Source organism: Pannonibacter carbonis, from assembly GCF_003012935.1.
Taxonomy (GTDB): Bacteria; Pseudomonadota; Alphaproteobacteria; order Rhizobiales; family Stappiaceae; genus Pannonibacter; species Pannonibacter carbonis.
Genome location: NZ_PUDR01000002.1, coordinates 229,727 through 245,452 on the forward strand (window position 1 = coordinate 229,727; position 15,726 = coordinate 245,452).

Consider the following 15,726-nt stretch of genomic DNA (forward strand, 5'->3'; position numbering starts at 1 on the left):
CCCTTAGGCACTCCGGGAGGGTAGGAAGTCATGAACCGGTTACTTGACGGCGCGCTCGGCGGCCGGCGGCAGATAGGCCGGATCGAACACCTTCTCGGCGGCTGGCGGCGTGGCGCTGACACCCATCGAGGTCTGGAGGTATTCCATCGACTTGGTGAGTTTGGCCATGTCGACGCCGCCGAAGCCGTTGGCTTTCACCGCCGGAGTGGCGATGGACTGGTCGACCGCCATCTTGAGGCGTTCGATCTCGACGGCCTCGTTCAGCACCTCGTTGCGCTTCATCACATGCGGGACGGCGGCTGCCGGATCGGCGATCGCGTCGAGATAGCCCTTGGTCAGCGCCTTGACGAAGCCCTTGACGGCCTCCGGGTTGGCGGCGGCGAAGTCGGTGTTGACCATGACGACGTTGCCGTAGAGGTCGAGACCCTTCTCGGCCATCATGATCAACGCGATGTCATCCTCCGGCACGCCCTGTGCCTTGAGGTTGATCACCGAGGAGAAGGAGAAGCCGAAGATCGCATCGACCTGGCCCTGGGCGAGCATCGGCTCGCGCACGGGGAAGCCGACGTTCTCGATGGTGATCTTCGAGGTGTCGAGACCGGTGACCTTGGCAAAGGCCGGCCACTGGCCGAAGGCGGCATCCGGGGGAGGTGCACCAAGCTTCTTGCCTTCCAGCGACTTCGGATCGTCGGTGATGCCAAGGCTCTTGCGCCCGATGACGGCGATCGGCGGCCGCTCATAGGCCATCATCACCGCCTTGACCTTGAGGTCGGGCTGCTTGTCCATCAGCTGGATCAGCGAATTGATGTCGCCAAAGCCCATCTGGTAGGCGCCGGTCGCCACCCGCGGGATCGACTCGCGCGAGCCGGCGCCGGTGTCGATGGTCACCTCCAGCCCTTCGGCTGCGAAGTAGCCCTTGTCGAGCGCGATGAAGAACGGGGCAGCAGGGCCCTCGAACTTCCAGTCGAGTGTGAACTTGATTTCAGTGGCAGCAAAGGCCGATGACGCCGAAAGCGCCAGGCCCATCGCCAGTCCAAAAAGACGCCGCATGCTGTTCCCCTCTGGTTTTTATGAGGTTTCACAGCAGAGTGACGCTGATCTGCACAACCGGCAAGCAGGAAAAATTGCTGCGCAATTATTGTGCAGTACACTGCATGCATTGCACACAGCGCACCAAAAGATAAAAGAAACCAAGGCGTTGGAGGTGCGTCGCCAAGCAGTTCTGGCCGAAACGGGGTGGCTTGCCGACGATCGCGCCCCTGCGGAGCGCGAAAAATTCGTGCAGGGCAGGGGCTGGGAACCGGATCAATCGTCGCTGAACGGCCGTGAGACAGGTCCCGATGCGGTCAGTTCGGTGTAGGCGAGCGTTTGGTCGAGGTGCTGCGTGCGCCAGTCCAGCAGGCGCTCGGCACAGGCCAGCCGCACGGCCTGCCAGGCAGGGTCGTCCGCCAGGTTCCTGAGTTCGCCCGGGTCATTGACCATGTCGAACAGCAGAGGTGGCAGACCACCGGCGAAATGGACGTATTTGAACCGCTCATCGCGCAGGACAGCCAGCGACAGCGCACGCGACGGCAGGCCAAAATGGCTTTCCTGCCGGCCGGACTTGATGTCGCGGAAGTCGAACTCCCACACCACCGCGTCGCGCCAGCGTTCCGGCGCCCGGCCTTCAAGGAAGGGCCGCAGGGACTGGCCATCCGGCCCGGTCAGCGGCGTTACGCCCAGATAGTCGGCCAGCGTCGGGAAGATGTCGCAAGCGCTGGTAAAGGCGGTCACGGTCTCACCTCGTGCCCCGTCGGCATCGGGCAGCTTGACCACCAGTGGAATATGATAGCTCTGGTCGTAGAAGCCGCCCTTGCCGAAGCCCCAATGGTCGCCCATCAGCTCGGCATGGTCGGAGGTGAGGATGATCAGCGTGTTGTCGAAGCTGCCGGCAGCCTTCAGCCCGTCGAACAGACGGCCAAGCTGGGTATCCACCTCGCTGATCATGCCGTGATAGATGGCACGGATAAGGCCGTGATCCTCTGCCGACCACTGCTCGGTGCCGCCGCTCGCGCCGGCGAGGAAATGCCCGGCCCCAACGCGGGCAAGTTCAGCGGCAACATAAGGATGGACATCTGCCTGTTCCGCACGGGTGCCAGGCCGCAGGAAGCCATCAGTGCGCGCCTCGTACATGGTGTTGTAGGGGGCGGGCACCACGAAGGGCGGGTGCGGGCGCAGAAACGAGATATGGGCAAACCACGGCCGCTCGCCCTCACGCTCCGACAGCCAGCGCAGGAATTCTCCCGTGAGGAAGGCGGTCTGGGTCTCGTCGGCGCTGTAGGCGGGGGCATCGCGGGTGACGGTGCCCGGCACATGGCCGACCGGAACATGGATCGTCGACGGATCGTCAATCCGGTGGCCGCGCTCGCGCAGCCAGGACAGCCAGGCCTTCTCATGCTCGGGCAGCAGCACACGGGTCGTGAAGCCCGGCAGCACACCTTCATAGGTGGTCAGGTCGGGATCATGGCTGTCCCGGGTGCGGGGATCGGGCGAGACGTCGGTGTAGCCGAACAGGGTCGGATCATAGCCGGCACGGCGGGCGAGCCGGGCAATGTTGTCGAGCCGGTCGTCCATCGGGGTGCCATTGCGGGTCACCCGGTTGTTCATCTGGGCAAGGCCGGTGTAGAGGCACGCACGCGCCGGAGAACAGGGAGCAGCGCCGGCGAAATGCTGGCGGAACAGCACGCCTTCGCGGGCAAGGGCATCCACATTCGGCGTCTTGACTTCACCGTGACCGGCACAGCCAAGGGCCGCGCCGCGCCACTGGTCGGCGGTGATCAGGAGAACATTCGGCTTCATTTCCGTCCCTTTGTGCCAGGGCGCGATGCGGCTGCATCACGCCCTGAAGTTCCTCGAAGGGCCGGGCGTACCGGGTGGCCGTGACTGCGCCTAACGGTTAAATGCCGGCTTCGAGACGCTCGATCAAGGCCGGAAGATCAGCCACCGTGTCAATGAGATAATCGGCGCCGGCGGCCTTGAGACGCGCCCCGGCCTCGGCCCGGATGGCATCGATCTCGGCCGGGGAGAGCGCCGCCAGTTCTTCCGGCGTGCGGCCGGCGATGTTGCCCGACAGGGTGACGCCGACGGTAAGGCAGCCCGCCGCAACGCCTTCGCCGATGCCCGGCTCGGTGTCGTCGACCTTGATCACGGCCGCGGCCGGATGCACGCCAAGATCAATGAAGCACTGGTACATGCCGAGCGGGCTCGGGCGGCCTTCCTTGACCTCGTCAGCGCAGATCAGATTGTCTGGCGCATAGCCCTGGGCGGCGGCAACCGGCAGCACCCGGTTCATGATCGAGCGGGTGTAGCCGGTGGTGGAGCCGATCTTCAGGCCGCGTGCGCGCAGGCTGTCGATGGCCTCCTTCGCGCCGGGGACCAGCGTGGCGAACTCGGCCACGACGTCCTCGTTCATCGGCACGAAGACCTCGTAGACCCGGTCGACGTCGGCGTCGGTCGGGTATGCCCCATGCGCGGCCTTCCAGCGCTCGGCAAGCGCGGGTGCCGTCATCATCGCCTTGATGTGATCCCACTTGGCCATGCCCATCGGCGCGCGGGCCTCGGCAATGGTCGCCTCGACGCCGAAGCGGGCGAAGGCTTTCACGAAAACGCCCATCGGGGCGAAGGAGCCGAAGTCGATGACGGTGCCGGCCCAGTCGAACACGACTGCCTTGAACTTGCTCATGCGATGATTTCCTGTCCGAAAAGGGAAGCGATGGTTTCCTCGCCGATGGCGAAGGCTGTGGAGGCGCCGCAGCCGGCGGTGACGACGACGATGCGGGTGGCGTCATCCGGTGCGTCCGTAAAGCGCCAGCGGTCGTCGGCGCTCGCATAGGTGCCGATCCAGTGCTCCTGGATGGTGCGGCCGGGCAGATCCAGCACCTGGTCCATCTCGTCGAGGATCAGGTCGCGGACGTCGACGGGGGCGAAGGGATCGGGCGTCGGCGCGTAGTGGTGGCTGTCGCCGACCACAAGCGAGCCATCGGCGGACTGCACCACGATCAGATGCACGCCATGGGCGCGATGCGCTGATTGTTCAGCGTCGAGCCGCGCCTTGAGGGCGGCCGCCTCCGGCAGGTCGGCATAGCCCCTGTAGCGGGCAAGGCCGAGATCGGACATGACCGGGGTCTGGAGGGCGACAGGCCGGGCCGGCGCGACGCGCAGCATCTGCAGCTTGCAGCGGAGCGGCTGATAGGCGGTGATCCGGTCCCGGAAGAGCGAGATGAAATCGTCGCCGGGACAGACGATGACCGTTTCGGCCATCACCTCGCCACGTGATGTCTCCAGCTTCGGGGCATTGATGCGGGTGACAGACGTTGACCAGTGAAACGTCACGCCATGGACGTCCGAAAGCCAGGCCGCCAGGCGCGGCAGCGCCTCCCGGCTCTCGACCCTGAGTTCATGTGGCGAATAGAGGACGCCGGACAGGCGGTCCTGCCGCAGGGCCGGGACAAGGTCGGCTGCCTCCGCCAAGGTCAGGCGGCGGCACTGCGCGCCCATGTCGGTACTCAGGAACGCATCGATCACCGCCTCGGCTTCCGGGCGACGAGCCGTCATGACCATGCCGCGTTGCAGGACGGGGATGCCTGCCGCCTCCGTGACTTCCGACCAGACATCACGCGCGCGCCGCGCCATCTGCCAGCAGTCACCCGCTTCTTGGCCGGTCACGGTGACGAAGCCGAAGTTGCGGATCGATGCGCCATTGGCCTGCGCGTCACGATCGAGAACAATGACGGACTTGCCGCGCCGTGCGGCTGCAAGAGCATGGGCAAGGCCGACGATACCGCCGCCCACGATCGCTACATCGAACTTGGTCAAAGGGTGTCCTTAGGGAAGGGGGAAATGTCATATTCGGCTGTCATAATACCGAGCCATTCTGTCTATGCTTGACGCAGGATGACGCTATTATGACGTTTATGCGATGGAACTTTTAGGGATAGCACCCCTTCATGAAACTGTCATAAAAAAGCAGTCGAAGTGTCATCTGTATCGGATAATGGCGCAGGGCAGGGGCTGGGCAAGGACTTTGCATCGCGTATCCTGCGTGGTGAGAGGTCGGGACCAGGCCGCCTGTTTTATCGAGGGCGATGAGGATCGCTTTCAAAGTTCGTCGTGATCGGGGTTCGGCAGCGGGCAGCACAGCTATGCTCGAGAGGCCGAAGCCGACCTGCGGCCAGGGAACCGGTTCGCCCGGTCGACCACATGCGTCGGCCTAAATTCCGGGAGGCCGCATCACCTGTTGCGAGGGGGTGCGTGGGAATTTTTGCAAGGAACCGATTCACGCGTATCGGGTAACCCAGGAGAAGTGCATGAACATCAAGACGATTTTGGCAGCGACGACGAGCCTCGCTGTTCTGTTCAGCGCCACAGCCGCTTCTGCGCAGTCGATGGAAGAACTCATCGAAGGTGCCAAGAAGGAAGGCATGCTCACCACCATCGCCCTGCCGCATGACTGGTGCGGTTATGGCGGCATCATTGCTTCCTTCAAGGAAAAGTACCCGTTCCTGACCGTCAACGAACTGAATCCGGATGCCGGCTCTGCCGACGAACTGGAAGCAATTCGCGCCAACAAGGGCAACACCGGCCCGCAGGCTCCGGACGTCATCGACGTCGGTCTGGCTTTTGGCCCGCAGGCCAAGGGTGAAGGCTTGATCCAGCCTTACAAGGTCTCGGTGTGGGACGAAATCCCGGATGCGGTCAAGGATGCCGAGGGCCATTTCTACGGCGCCTACTACGGCGTGATGTCCTTTGTTTCCAACAAGGATCTCGTGCAGAACCCGCCGAAGGAGTGGGAAGACCTGCTGAAGCCGGAATACGCTGGCCAGGTCGCGCTCGCCGGTGACCCGCGCGCCTCGAACCAGGCCATCCTGGGTGTCCTGTCCGCCGGCATGGCTGCTGGCGCCAAGGCTGGCACCGAGTCCGGTGCTGCTGGCCTGCAGTTCTTCAAGGAACTGAACGAGAAGGGCAATTTCGTGCCCGTCATCGGCAAGGCTGGCACGCTCGCCCAGGGCACCACGCCGATCATGGTAATGTGGGACTACAACGCCCTGTCCGCACGTGACAGCCTGAAGGGCAACCCGCCGGTGGAAGTGACCGTCCCGACCAAGGGCACCCTGGCTGGCGTCTACGTCCAGGCCATCAGCGCCTATGCACCGCATCCGAATGCTGCCAAGCTCTGGATGGAGCACATCTTCTCCGACGAAGGCCAGAACGGTTACGTCAAGGGCTACTGCCACACCGCGCGCTTCAACAAGATGGTCGCTGAAGGCAAGATCTCCGACGAACTGCTGAAGGCCCTTCCGCCGGCCGAGCCGTATGAGAAGGCCTACTTCCCGACCATCGAAGAGCAGAATGCCAACAAGGAAGCTGTTGTTTCCGGTTGGGACAAGGTCGTCGGCGCCAACGTGCAGTAAGCACGCCTGATACTGCGAAGAGCCGGGGCCTCCCCGGCTCTTCCGTCTTGACCGCCTGCGATGGATAAGTGACCTCCAAGGTCCGTTTCGTCGCCCACTGCGGCACACCAGAAGCCGGCAAACGGCCAGACTGACCAAGACCGGGCGGGGCATCCAGGGGCGGATGCAACCGTGACCGGCCACCGGACGAGAGGGGCTTCGCCCGATGCCAGAACCCAGACCGGGTCCACTCAGCCGTCTCAACCTCAACTGGTTGGGCCTGCTTCCCTTCGCGCTGTTCGCGCTGCTGTTCCTGATCCTGCCGACGATGAAGATCGTGGTCGGAGCATTCCAGACGCCGGACGGCAATTTCACCCTCGACAACATCTATGGCCTCAACACCGAGTCCATCGTCTCCTCCTACTGGGTCTCGATCCAGCTCAGCCTGATCACGGCCTTCCTGGGCTGCCTGATCGGCTTTGCGATGGCGGCGGCGGTGATCCTCGGCAAGTTGCCCGGCAAGGTGCGAAGCGGCCTGATGACCTTTTCCGGGGTCGCTTCAAATTTCGCCGGTGTTCCGCTGGCCTTTGCCTTCCTGGCAACGCTCGGGCCGGTTGGCCTCGTGACCATCTGGCTGCGCAACGAATTCGGCATCAACCTGCGCGCCATGGGCTTCAACCTGTTGTCCTTCTGGGGGCTGGTCGTTGTCTATCTCTTCTTCCAGATCCCGCTGATGATCCTGATGATCGCCCCCGCGCTCGATGGCCTGAAACGCGAGTGGCGGGAAGCTGCGGAAATTCTGGGGGCTTCGGCCTCGCAATACTGGCGCATGGTGGCCCTGCCGATCCTGTTCCCGGCGCTGCTTGGCACCTTCGCGCTGCTGTTTGCCAATTCTTTCGGTGCCATTGCCACGGCCTTCGCCCTGACCGGACCGCAACTGAACATCGTTCCCATCAAGCTCTATGCGCAGATCCGTGGCGACGTGCTCGGCAATCCGCATCTCGGCTATGCGCTGGCCTTTGGCATGATCGTCATCACCGCCCTTGCCAACGGGCTCTACATCTGGCTGCGAGTGCGCAGTGAAAGGTGGCTGAAGTGACCCGTCTTCTCGCCTGGAGCGCCCTGTTGCTGGGCTGCGTCTTCTTCGCGCTGCCGCTTGTCGGCATGACCGAGTTCTCGATGCGAATGCTGCGCGAGGGCTATTCCTTCGAGGCCTACCGCGTCGTGCTGGTGGATGAACGGTTCCAGCTGACCTTTTCGTATTCGGTGCTGATGGCGCTGGCGACGATTGTCGTCGGCATGGTCCTGGTGGTTCCGACGGCCTACTGGGTGCGGCTGCGCTTGCCTGCAGCAAGACCCTGGATCGAGTTCATCACGCTGCTGCCGCTGGTCATCCCTGCGATTGTCATCGTCTTCGGCTACATCCGCCTCTACAACACATCGTCCTGGCTGCCGCTGACCGGGTCGACGACCGGCACCAACATTCTCCTGATGTTCGGCTATGTCACCCTGTCGCTGCCGTATATGTACCGCGCCGTGGACACGGGGCTGCGGACCATTGACGTTGCGACACTCACAGAGGCAGCTCTGAGCCTTGGTGCGGGCTGGGTGACGATCCTGACCCGGGTGATCCTTCCCAACGTGCTTGTCGCGGTGCTTTCCGGCGCCTTCCTGACCTTCGCCATCGTCATCGGCGAGTTCACCATGGCGGCGCTGCTCGACCGGCCGGCCTTCGGACCCTTCATGCAATTGCTCGGCGCAAATCGCGCCTATGAACCGGCGGCGCTGGCCGTGATTGCCTTTGGTATCACCTGGGCCTGCATGGCCCTGATCCAGCTTGCGACCCGCTTCTCCAAACACATACAGGTGCAACGCTGATGGCTTATCTGGAGCTGAAAAACCTCAAGAAGTCCTTTGGCCCGACCACTGTCGTGCAGGACTTCAACCTTTCGGTTGGCCGCGGCGAGTTCATCTCGCTTCTGGGGCCATCCGGCTGCGGCAAGACCACCGTGCTGCGCATGGTCGCCGGCTTCGAAATACCGACGTCCGGGTCGATTGTCATCGACGGCCAGGATGTGACGCGGGTGAAGCCGAATGGACGCAACATCGGCATGGTGTTTCAGGCCTATGCGCTGTTCCCGAACATGACCGTAGCGCAGAACGTCGCCTTTGGCCTCAAGATCAAGGGCATGGGTCGGGCCGACATCGATACGCGGGTGCGTGAGATGCTCAAGCTGATCGGTTTGCCGGAACTGGGAAATCGGTTCCCGTTCCAGCTCTCCGGCGGGCAGCAGCAGCGCGTCGCACTGGCCCGTGCCCTCGCTCCGAGCCCGCGCGTGCTGCTTCTCGATGAGCCTCTGTCGGCGCTCGACGCCAAGATCCGCGTCAGCCTGCGCACCGAGATCCGCGAAATCCAGCGCGAACTCGGCATCACGACCATCTTCGTGACGCATGACCAGGAAGAAGCGCTGTCCATGTCGGACCGTATCGTCGTCATGTATGGCGGCGTAGCCGAGCAGGTCGGCAATCCGCATGAGGTCTACAACCGGCCGCGAACCCGCTTCGTCGCCAATTTTGTCGGAACGCTGAACACGCTGGATGCGACAGTGCGCGATGCCGACGCCGGCACCCTGACCATGGCCGGTGTCGACCTGACACTGCCGGAAGGCGGGTTGCAGGCCAAGTCCGGCGAACGGCTGACCGTCGCCTTGCGCCCGGAAGCGGTGCAGCTCGGACGCGGAGCCGACAGCGACATCGTGCTGCCCGGCAGCATCGAGGATGTGCATTTCATGGGATCGGTCATTCGCCTCAAGGTGGCTGTTGCCGGTTCGTCCCTGTCGCTTGATACCTTCAACCGCTCCGACATGCCGCCGCCAGCCGTCGGCGCCGCCATCGAGGTGTCCCTGTCGCCGAAGGACCTCATCGTCCTGCAGGGGTGAGTGCTTTCCCGCTTGCTTGAAAGACGACGCCGGCCAGTTGGCCGGCGTTGTTCTGACAAGGGGTGACGAACTTAGCCCCGTGACAGCATCCAGTTGAGGATCAGGCGCCAGTCGGTCATGCGGATCGGGGTGCCGTGGGTGCCGGTGTCGAACAGGGTGAAGCGGACCGGGTAACCGGGGGCTGCCTTGCGGATCTGCTCGTAGAAGGCGACCTGCTTCTCCCAGTCATAGACATTGTCCCAGCTGCCGTGGCCCATGTAGAGGGGGACATTGTTCTCCGCCTTGCGCAAGGTGGCGGACTTCAGGAAGGCGTCGTCCTTCGAGGCGCCGAACAGCAGCACGCCGGACAGCTTGCGCGCCTGGACCGGATCCTTGAGGAGGTTCCAGCACAGGATGCTGCCCATGGATCCGCAGGCCACAAACGTCCTGGCGCGGGGCGAACTGGCCCTGTAGGCGTCGATGATAGCTGCGACATCCTCAGTGCCCTTGGTCCCGAAGTCGGTAAAGCCGGCGGAGATGTACACGCCGCCATTGCGGGACATCAGGTTCTTGATGCGGTTGAAATTGCCGCCGAAGGTCAGGTCGTTCATGCCCTGGAAGCGGTTGCCGCCCTGGCCATGCACGTAGATGACGACGATCGAGGCGCCGCCCTCCGTCTTGCCGGTTGCCATGTATTTCACGGCACGGCCATTCGCCTTGAGTTCCAGGTCTGCCTGGCTGGATGTGGGGTGGAAGGAGACGTAGTTGCCCCATACCTCGCGCTCCGGCTCCTTGTCGCGCTCATGCAGATCGCGCGCCTTGATGTACTCCACCACTTCGTAGGTGCCATCGTCGTTGCTGGATATCAGGCGTGGATAGGCAAAGAGACTGTCCTTGTAAGGCGGCAGGCTCTGGGCGCTGGCGAGCCCGCACAGGAGCGTGAAGCCGGTGAGGGCGGCTAGGCCGCCGCGCAAGCCGGCAGAGAGGAGAGCACGCATGACAAGGTTCCTTGTGTGCCGGTTCGCGGCAGTTTCCCCAGACATACCCAAGCGCGGCAAGCCGTGCAAATGCTGAGAAACGCAATGCTGACGTTCAAGCATTTACCGGCCCGCGGAGACGCTGTTTACACTCTGCCATGCGCCGGATTTGCCGCTTGTGGAAAACTTTGACTGGAACCTTGTCAGTTTTGCGGCTGAACGGCGCCAGAGCGTCTCCCGAAAGCTCGCAAATTATTACAGGTAAATGCATTTTGAGACGAGTTATCGATTTGTTAACCATGAACTATTGAAACTCTGAAGACGAGAAGCCGCCAGCAGAAGGCCAACGGCTTCCGATCCAGGAGACCCACCGATGCCCGTAATTTCCTTCGCAAACGCCAAAGGTGGTGCAGGCAAGACCACCGCGGCGCTGCTCCTGGCGACAGAAGTCGCCGAACGGGGGAAAACTGTCACCATTTTTGACGCCGATCCGCAGCGCTGGATTTCCAACTGGTCCGATCTGCCCGGTCGTCATCCCAACATTTCCGTCCAGAGCCAGTTGTCTCCTGCAACGATCACCGAGCAGGTGCTCGAGGCCACACAGACAAGCGACTATGTGATCGTGGATCTGGAGGGGACGGAGAACCTCATGGTCGCGAATGCGATCTCCGTATCCGATCTTGTCGTCGTGCCGATCCAGGGCTCGTCGATGGACGCGCGGGGCGGGGCAAAGATCCTGCGTCTCATCAGCAAGCTTGAGCAGATCGTCCGGCACGATATTCGCCATTGTGTCGTGCTGACCCGGACCAATGCCGCAGTCACGACCCGGGCGCTGAAGGCCGTGCAGGATCATCTGGCCGTCAGCGGCATCGATGTGATGATGACCCCGATCATCGAGCGCGCCGCCTATCGCGACATGTTCGAGTTCGGTGGCGGGCTGGCCAATCTCGATCCGCGCACGGTGACCAACCTGGAAAAGGCGCGCGAGAACGCAGCCCTGTTCGCAGCTGAAGTGCTGGAGCGAGTGCAGGTGCGTCAGGCACGGCGGTGGTACGACTGGTTCAAGAAGGCTTCGTGAGCAAAGGCCCGGGGGCGAGGCAATCTCGCCTCCAGTGCCAGTTCAAGGACCTGAGCTTATATAAAACGAGGCCCGGCCGCGAACGACCGGGCCTCGCTGTCTTTCGCAGCCGACCTACGGGGCGATCTCTCCTCGACTGAGGGTAGGGACATCACTCGAGGAGACGGGCGGCGACGAAATGCGATGGCGGCTTCCTGGGGAAGTTGCCGGTTTCGAGAATGCGGAAGCCATGCGCAGCAATCTGGCGGTCCAAGGCTTCCTGCCGGAACAAACTGACGTGCGGCGCCTTGCCGAATAGCTTCATCACACCGATCAGCGGGCGAAAAATGAAGGAGGCATCGCCAAGGCAGACAGTCTTCGAAATGAACATGCCGCCAGGACGCAGCTTGCTGGCGACCTGTGCCAGCACTGCATCGATGTCATGGACGAGGTGCAGCATGTTGAAGGCCAGCACCGCATCAAAGCGGGCTGCCGGCAAATTCGCTCCGTCAGGGCCCGATGTCTGAAAGACCACGTTTTGCGGGGCATCTGGCTGCTTCAGCTTCTGGCGCGCGATGTCGATCATCGCCGGCGAGAAGTCCGTCGCCGTGATGTGGCCGACAGACGGCGCCAGCAACAGCGCCGTCGAGCCCGTGCCGCACCCCAGTTCCAGAACCCTGTCGCCGGGCAGCAGATAGCTGCGGGTCCGGTCAAGCGTGTATTCGTAGGACGCCATGTCCTTGATCGGATCGCGGGCGTATTTCTCCGCAATCCGGTCCCAGAAGATCACGTCCGGGTTCGGCAGGGCACGGTTGAATTCAGAACTCATCTTGGTCATGGGTCCTTTTTATCGGCATGCAAAAAAATATGAAATTGCGGTTTTTTGTACAATTGGTATGCGTAGTTGCATGAATTGGACCAAGCTCACTTTCGACTGGAACCAGGCTCGTGCCCTCGTCGCGGTTGCCGATCTCGGCTCGCTCTCGGCGGCCGCGAAGGCGCTCGGCCTGACCCAGCCGACAATCGGGCGCCAGATCTCAGCGCTTGAGGCGGATCTGGGGGTGGTTCTGGTCGAGCGCAGCGGCCGTTCGTTGACGCTGACGGTCTCGGGCCGTGAGGTTTTGGAAGCGGCAAGGGCGATGGCAGAGGCGGGCCTGCGCCTCAGCCTTGTTGCCTCAGGTCAGGCCCAGGCTCTGGCAGGGCCGGTCAGCATTTCGGCCAGCGACATGTTTGCCCATTACGCCTTGCCCCCGGTGCTGCGGCACCTGCAGGCCATCGCACCGGCGCTGGAAATTGACGTGATTGCCTCGAATGAAATCAGTGACCTGAAACGGCGCGAGGCCGACATCGCGATCCGCCATGTCCGCCCCACGGGCAGTGAACTGTATGCACGGCTCTTGCGGGAGGCGACGGCGCATCTTTACGCCGCGCGGAGCTATCTCGACCAGATTGGCCGTCCGGGCTCGGTGGCGGAACTGACCGGGAAGAACTTTGTCGGCTTTGGCAAGCGGGCCGAGATGGTGCAATACTTGGAGATGTATGGCATCAGCACCACGGAGAGCGATATCCGGTTCAACTCCGCAAACGGCGCTGTTGCCTGGGAGGCGGTACGCAAGGGACTTGGCTTCGGCTTCATGGCGGTCGACTTCACGCGTGGTCTCACGGATGTGGAACCGGTGTTGCCAAACGAGATTTCCGTCAAGTTCCCGATCTGGCTCGTCACCCATCGGGAACTTCACACCAGCCCGCGCATCCGCCTCGTGTTCGACGTGCTGGCCAAGGCGCTTGAGGCGCAACCCTGAGGGCGGGATCAGCCGCCGGCCTGCCAGACCTTGATCGCCTCGACCGGGCTGATCAGCATGATGACATTGAGGGTCAGGTTGTCGCGGATCACCCACAGCGCCGCGAGCTCGAAGACAATTGCCAGCAGCACCGTCACCCACACGGGCATCCTTGCGGCAAAGGCGAAGCCTGCAAGCATCCAGATGATGTCGAATACCGAGTTCAGCACACTGTCGCCGGTATAACCAACGGCAATCGTGGCCTCGCGGTAGCGGTCGATGATCCAGGGGCTGTTTTCCGTGATCTCCCAGGTGGCCTCCAGGAGGATCGCGATCAGCGCGCGTTCCCCGACCGGGCGGGCACGCAGCACCAGCCACAGGACCCAGTAGAAGATCATGCCGTGGATGATATGCGAGGGCGTATACCAGTCGGCGATGTGCTGGGAACTGCCCGAGATATCTGACGCCGGGGTCCAGAGCTTGATCTCGCCACAGTCGCAGATCGGAATGCGGCCCATGGCGAGCAAGATGATGGCGGTGAGCGCGATCAGGCCAAGGCCGGTGAGCCAGATGAGACGTTGGGACAAGGATCAAACCGATGCTGGAGACGACACCACCCACGTGGCGCTGCGGGCTGGCTAAGGGACGGACGTGGCGAGGCTACCCGGCTATGCATCTCTAACGCGGCAAATCTGTGCTGGCAAATCCGCGCTTTCCTGACTATTTCCTTGGCACCAGACCCGAACCCGACGAAGCGGTCTCCGACATGGTTATCCATGGGCGGAAGAGGCCGCGCTTTTGGGCTTATCCGCCCCAAGGAGTTACCGCATGACCACGGCCGCTGCGCCCTATCTCGCGCGCCGAACCTTTGCGATCATCTCGCATCCGGACGCCGGCAAGACGACGCTGACCGAAAAGCTGCTGCTGTCCGGCGGTGCCATTCGCGCCGCAGGTCAGGTGCGTGCGCGCGGCGAGCGCCGGCGGGCCCGCTCGGACTGGATGAAGATCGAACAGGAACGCGGGATCTCGGTCTCGTCCTCGGTGATGACTTTCGAGCGCCGTGGCATCATCTACAACCTGCTCGACACGCCGGGTCACGAGGACTTTTCCGAGGACACCTATCGCACGCTGACCGCCGTGGATGCTGCGATCATGGTCATTGATGCTGCGAAGGGCATCGAAACCCAGACGCGCAAACTGTTCGAAGTTTGCCGCCTGCGCGACATCCCGATCATTACTTTCGTCAACAAGATCGACCGGGAAGGACGGCACGCGCTGGAAATCCTCGACGAGATCCAGGAAGCGCTGGCGCTGGATGTGTCGCCGATGACCTGGCCGGTGGGCATGGGATCCGACTTCTTCGGCGTCTACGACGGCAAGAAGCACCTGTTCTGCACCTCCGATGGTGAACGCGGCGGCCCCTACACCCAGGCCAAGCCGGTGACCGGCATTGATGATCCGATTCTGGTCGACACGGTCTTTGACCGGGTGTTGGCCGAACTGTCCGAAAATGTTGAACTCGGCGAGGCCGGCTACGCGGCATTCGACCCCGAAAGCTTCCTGGAAGGGCATCTGACGCCGGTTTTCTTCGGTTCGGCCCTTCGCGACTATGGCGTCGAGGACCTGCTTGATTTCATCGCCGAACACGCGCCGGCCCCGCATTCGCAGCCGGCAACCGGAGGGCGTGTCATTGCCCCGGACGAGCCGGATGTGACCGGGTTCGTGTTCAAGGTGCAGGCCAACATGGACCCCAAGCACCGCGACCGCATCGCCTTCGTCCGCCTGTGCTCGGGCACGTTCAAGCGCGGCATGCGGCTGAAGCATGTGCGCGCCGGCAAGTCCATCGCCGTGTCTGCGCCGATCTTCTTCTTTGCCGAGGAGCGCGAAATTGCCGAAGAGGCCTTCCCCGGCGACGTGATCGGCGTGCCGAACCATGGCCAGTTGCGCGTGGGCGACACGTTGACCGAAGGCGAGGAAATTCACGTCACCGGCCTGCCGGCTTTTGCTCCGGAAGTGCTGCGCCGCGTCCGCCTGTCCGACACGATGCGGGTCAAGCAGATGCGTCAGGGCCTGCAGGACCTCGCCGAAGAGGGCCTGGTGCAGATCTTCAAGCCGGATCTTGGCTCGAACTGGATTGTCGGCGTCGTCGGCATGCTGCAGCTGGACGTGGTGATCGACCGGCTGAAGAACGAGTACACGACCGAAATCGGCTTCGAGACCGTGCCCTATACGACCGCGCGCTGGATCGAGTGCGCGGATCCGTTGAAGCTGCAGAAGTTCATCGAGGCCAACCGGATGAGCGTTGCCCTCGACCGCGATGACAAGCCGGTGTTCCTGTTCAAGAGCAACTGGGAAGTGAACTATATCGGCGAGAAAAACCCGGACATCGGCTTCCGCGAGACGCGCGAGATCGTGCACACGCATTGATCCTGCCGGCAGTTGGGCCCAACAACGTGGCCGCAGTCGATGACTGCGGTCATTCCTATAAATAAGCACTGTATTTTATGACTATATTTGCGATTTTGTTTTCGGTTTTTACGGTGCGTCCGCAGAGGATTCCCGCAG

The 15,726-nt window shown here is 62.7% G+C and carries 15 protein-coding genes; 8 read left to right on the top strand and 7 right to left on the bottom strand.

The features are described 5' to 3' along the window. Nucleotides 1-39: 39 nt before the first annotated feature. On the bottom strand, nt 40-1,050 hold the full coding sequence (locus C8348_RS03255) for an ABC transporter substrate-binding protein (RefSeq protein WP_106751833.1): 1,011 nt from the start codon (nt 1,048-1,050) through the stop codon (nt 40-42). Between C8348_RS03255 and C8348_RS21880 the strand changes: the two genes are divergently transcribed. Continuing rightward, nucleotides 1,049-1,360 carry a hypothetical protein gene (locus C8348_RS21880; RefSeq protein WP_157950370.1) on the top strand — a complete coding sequence of 104 codons (312 nt, stop codon included), beginning with the start codon at nt 1,049-1,051 and terminating at the stop codon, nt 1,358-1,360. The genes C8348_RS03255 and C8348_RS21880 overlap by 2 nt on opposite strands. On the opposite strand, the gene C8348_RS03260 is transcribed toward C8348_RS21880, so the two are convergent. From C8348_RS03260 to C8348_RS03270, 3 genes are all read right to left on the bottom strand, one after another. Beyond that, nucleotides 1,306-2,838, bottom strand: coding sequence for an alkaline phosphatase family protein (locus tag C8348_RS03260; RefSeq protein ID WP_106751834.1), 1,533 nt, complete (start codon nt 2,836-2,838; stop codon nt 1,306-1,308). The two genes, C8348_RS21880 and C8348_RS03260, sit on opposite strands and share 55 nt — an antisense overlap. 97 nt (nt 2,839-2,935) lie before the next feature. Next, nucleotides 2,936-3,721, bottom strand: a complete 786-nt coding sequence (gene phnX, locus C8348_RS03265; protein WP_106751835.1) for a phosphonoacetaldehyde hydrolase — start codon at nt 3,719-3,721, stop codon at nt 2,936-2,938. Further along, entirely contained in the window at nt 3,718-4,854 is a 1,137-nt protein-coding gene (locus tag C8348_RS03270; protein ID WP_106751836.1) for a TIGR03364 family FAD-dependent oxidoreductase, read from the bottom strand. The genes phnX and C8348_RS03270 overlap by 4 nt, the downstream gene beginning before the upstream one ends. Nucleotides 4,855-5,345: 491 nt before the next feature. On the opposite strand from C8348_RS03270, the gene C8348_RS03275 reads away from it, so the two are divergent. The 4 genes from C8348_RS03275 (at nt 5,346) to C8348_RS03290 (ending at nt 9,367) form a co-directional block, all read left to right on the top strand. Next, entirely contained in the window at nt 5,346-6,449 is a 1,104-nt protein-coding gene (locus C8348_RS03275) for an ABC transporter substrate-binding protein (RefSeq protein WP_106751837.1), read from the top strand. A gap of 205 nt (nt 6,450-6,654) precedes the next feature. Next, complete coding sequence (locus C8348_RS03280) at nt 6,655-7,527, top strand: ABC transporter permease (RefSeq protein WP_106751838.1); 873 nt, start codon at nt 6,655-6,657, stop codon at nt 7,525-7,527. Further along, a complete protein-coding gene (locus C8348_RS03285; protein ID WP_106751839.1) occupies nt 7,524-8,306 on the top strand; it encodes an ABC transporter permease in 783 nt (260 codons plus the stop codon). Before C8348_RS03280 ends, C8348_RS03285 begins: the two co-directional genes overlap by 4 nt. Beyond that, on the top strand, nt 8,306-9,367 hold the full coding sequence (locus C8348_RS03290; RefSeq protein ID WP_106751840.1) for an ABC transporter ATP-binding protein: 1,062 nt from the start codon (nt 8,306-8,308) through the stop codon (nt 9,365-9,367). The genes C8348_RS03285 and C8348_RS03290 overlap by 1 nt, the downstream gene beginning before the upstream one ends. A gap of 71 nt (nt 9,368-9,438) precedes the next feature. Here C8348_RS03290 and C8348_RS03295 read toward each other — a convergent pair whose 3' ends face one another. Next, a complete protein-coding gene (locus C8348_RS03295; protein ID WP_198646911.1) occupies nt 9,439-10,344 on the bottom strand; it encodes an alpha/beta hydrolase in 906 nt (301 codons plus the stop codon). A gap of 352 nt (nt 10,345-10,696) precedes the next feature. Between C8348_RS03295 and C8348_RS03300 the strand changes: the two genes are divergently transcribed. Beyond that, nucleotides 10,697-11,401 (top strand): ParA family protein, encoded by a 705-nt coding sequence (locus C8348_RS03300; RefSeq protein ID WP_106751841.1) that lies wholly within the window; start codon nt 10,697-10,699, stop codon nt 11,399-11,401. Between the two features lie 151 nt (nt 11,402-11,552). On the opposite strand, the gene C8348_RS03305 is transcribed toward C8348_RS03300, so the two are convergent. Beyond that, on the bottom strand, nt 11,553-12,218 hold the full coding sequence (locus C8348_RS03305) for a class I SAM-dependent methyltransferase (protein ID WP_208983510.1): 666 nt from the start codon (nt 12,216-12,218) through the stop codon (nt 11,553-11,555). Nucleotides 12,219-12,288: 70 nt separating this feature from the next. On the opposite strand from C8348_RS03305, the gene C8348_RS03310 reads away from it, so the two are divergent. Beyond that, nucleotides 12,289-13,182: a LysR family transcriptional regulator gene (locus tag C8348_RS03310; protein WP_106751842.1), complete on the top strand. Its 894-nt coding sequence runs from the start codon at nt 12,289-12,291 to the stop codon at nt 13,180-13,182. A gap of 8 nt (nt 13,183-13,190) precedes the next feature. Here the strand turns inward: C8348_RS03310 and C8348_RS03315 are convergent, their stop codons facing one another. Further along, the gene (locus C8348_RS03315; RefSeq protein WP_106751843.1) at nt 13,191-13,748 is read right to left on the bottom strand and encodes a DUF2585 domain-containing protein; all 558 of its coding nucleotides are present in this window, start codon (nt 13,746-13,748) and stop codon (nt 13,191-13,193) included. Nucleotides 13,749-13,989: 241 nt separating this feature from the next. Here C8348_RS03315 and C8348_RS03320 point away from each other — a divergent pair, with 241 nt between their 5' ends. Further along, entirely contained in the window at nt 13,990-15,588 is a 1,599-nt protein-coding gene (locus tag C8348_RS03320; RefSeq protein ID WP_106751844.1) for a peptide chain release factor 3, read from the top strand. Nucleotides 15,589-15,726 lie beyond the last annotated feature (138 nt).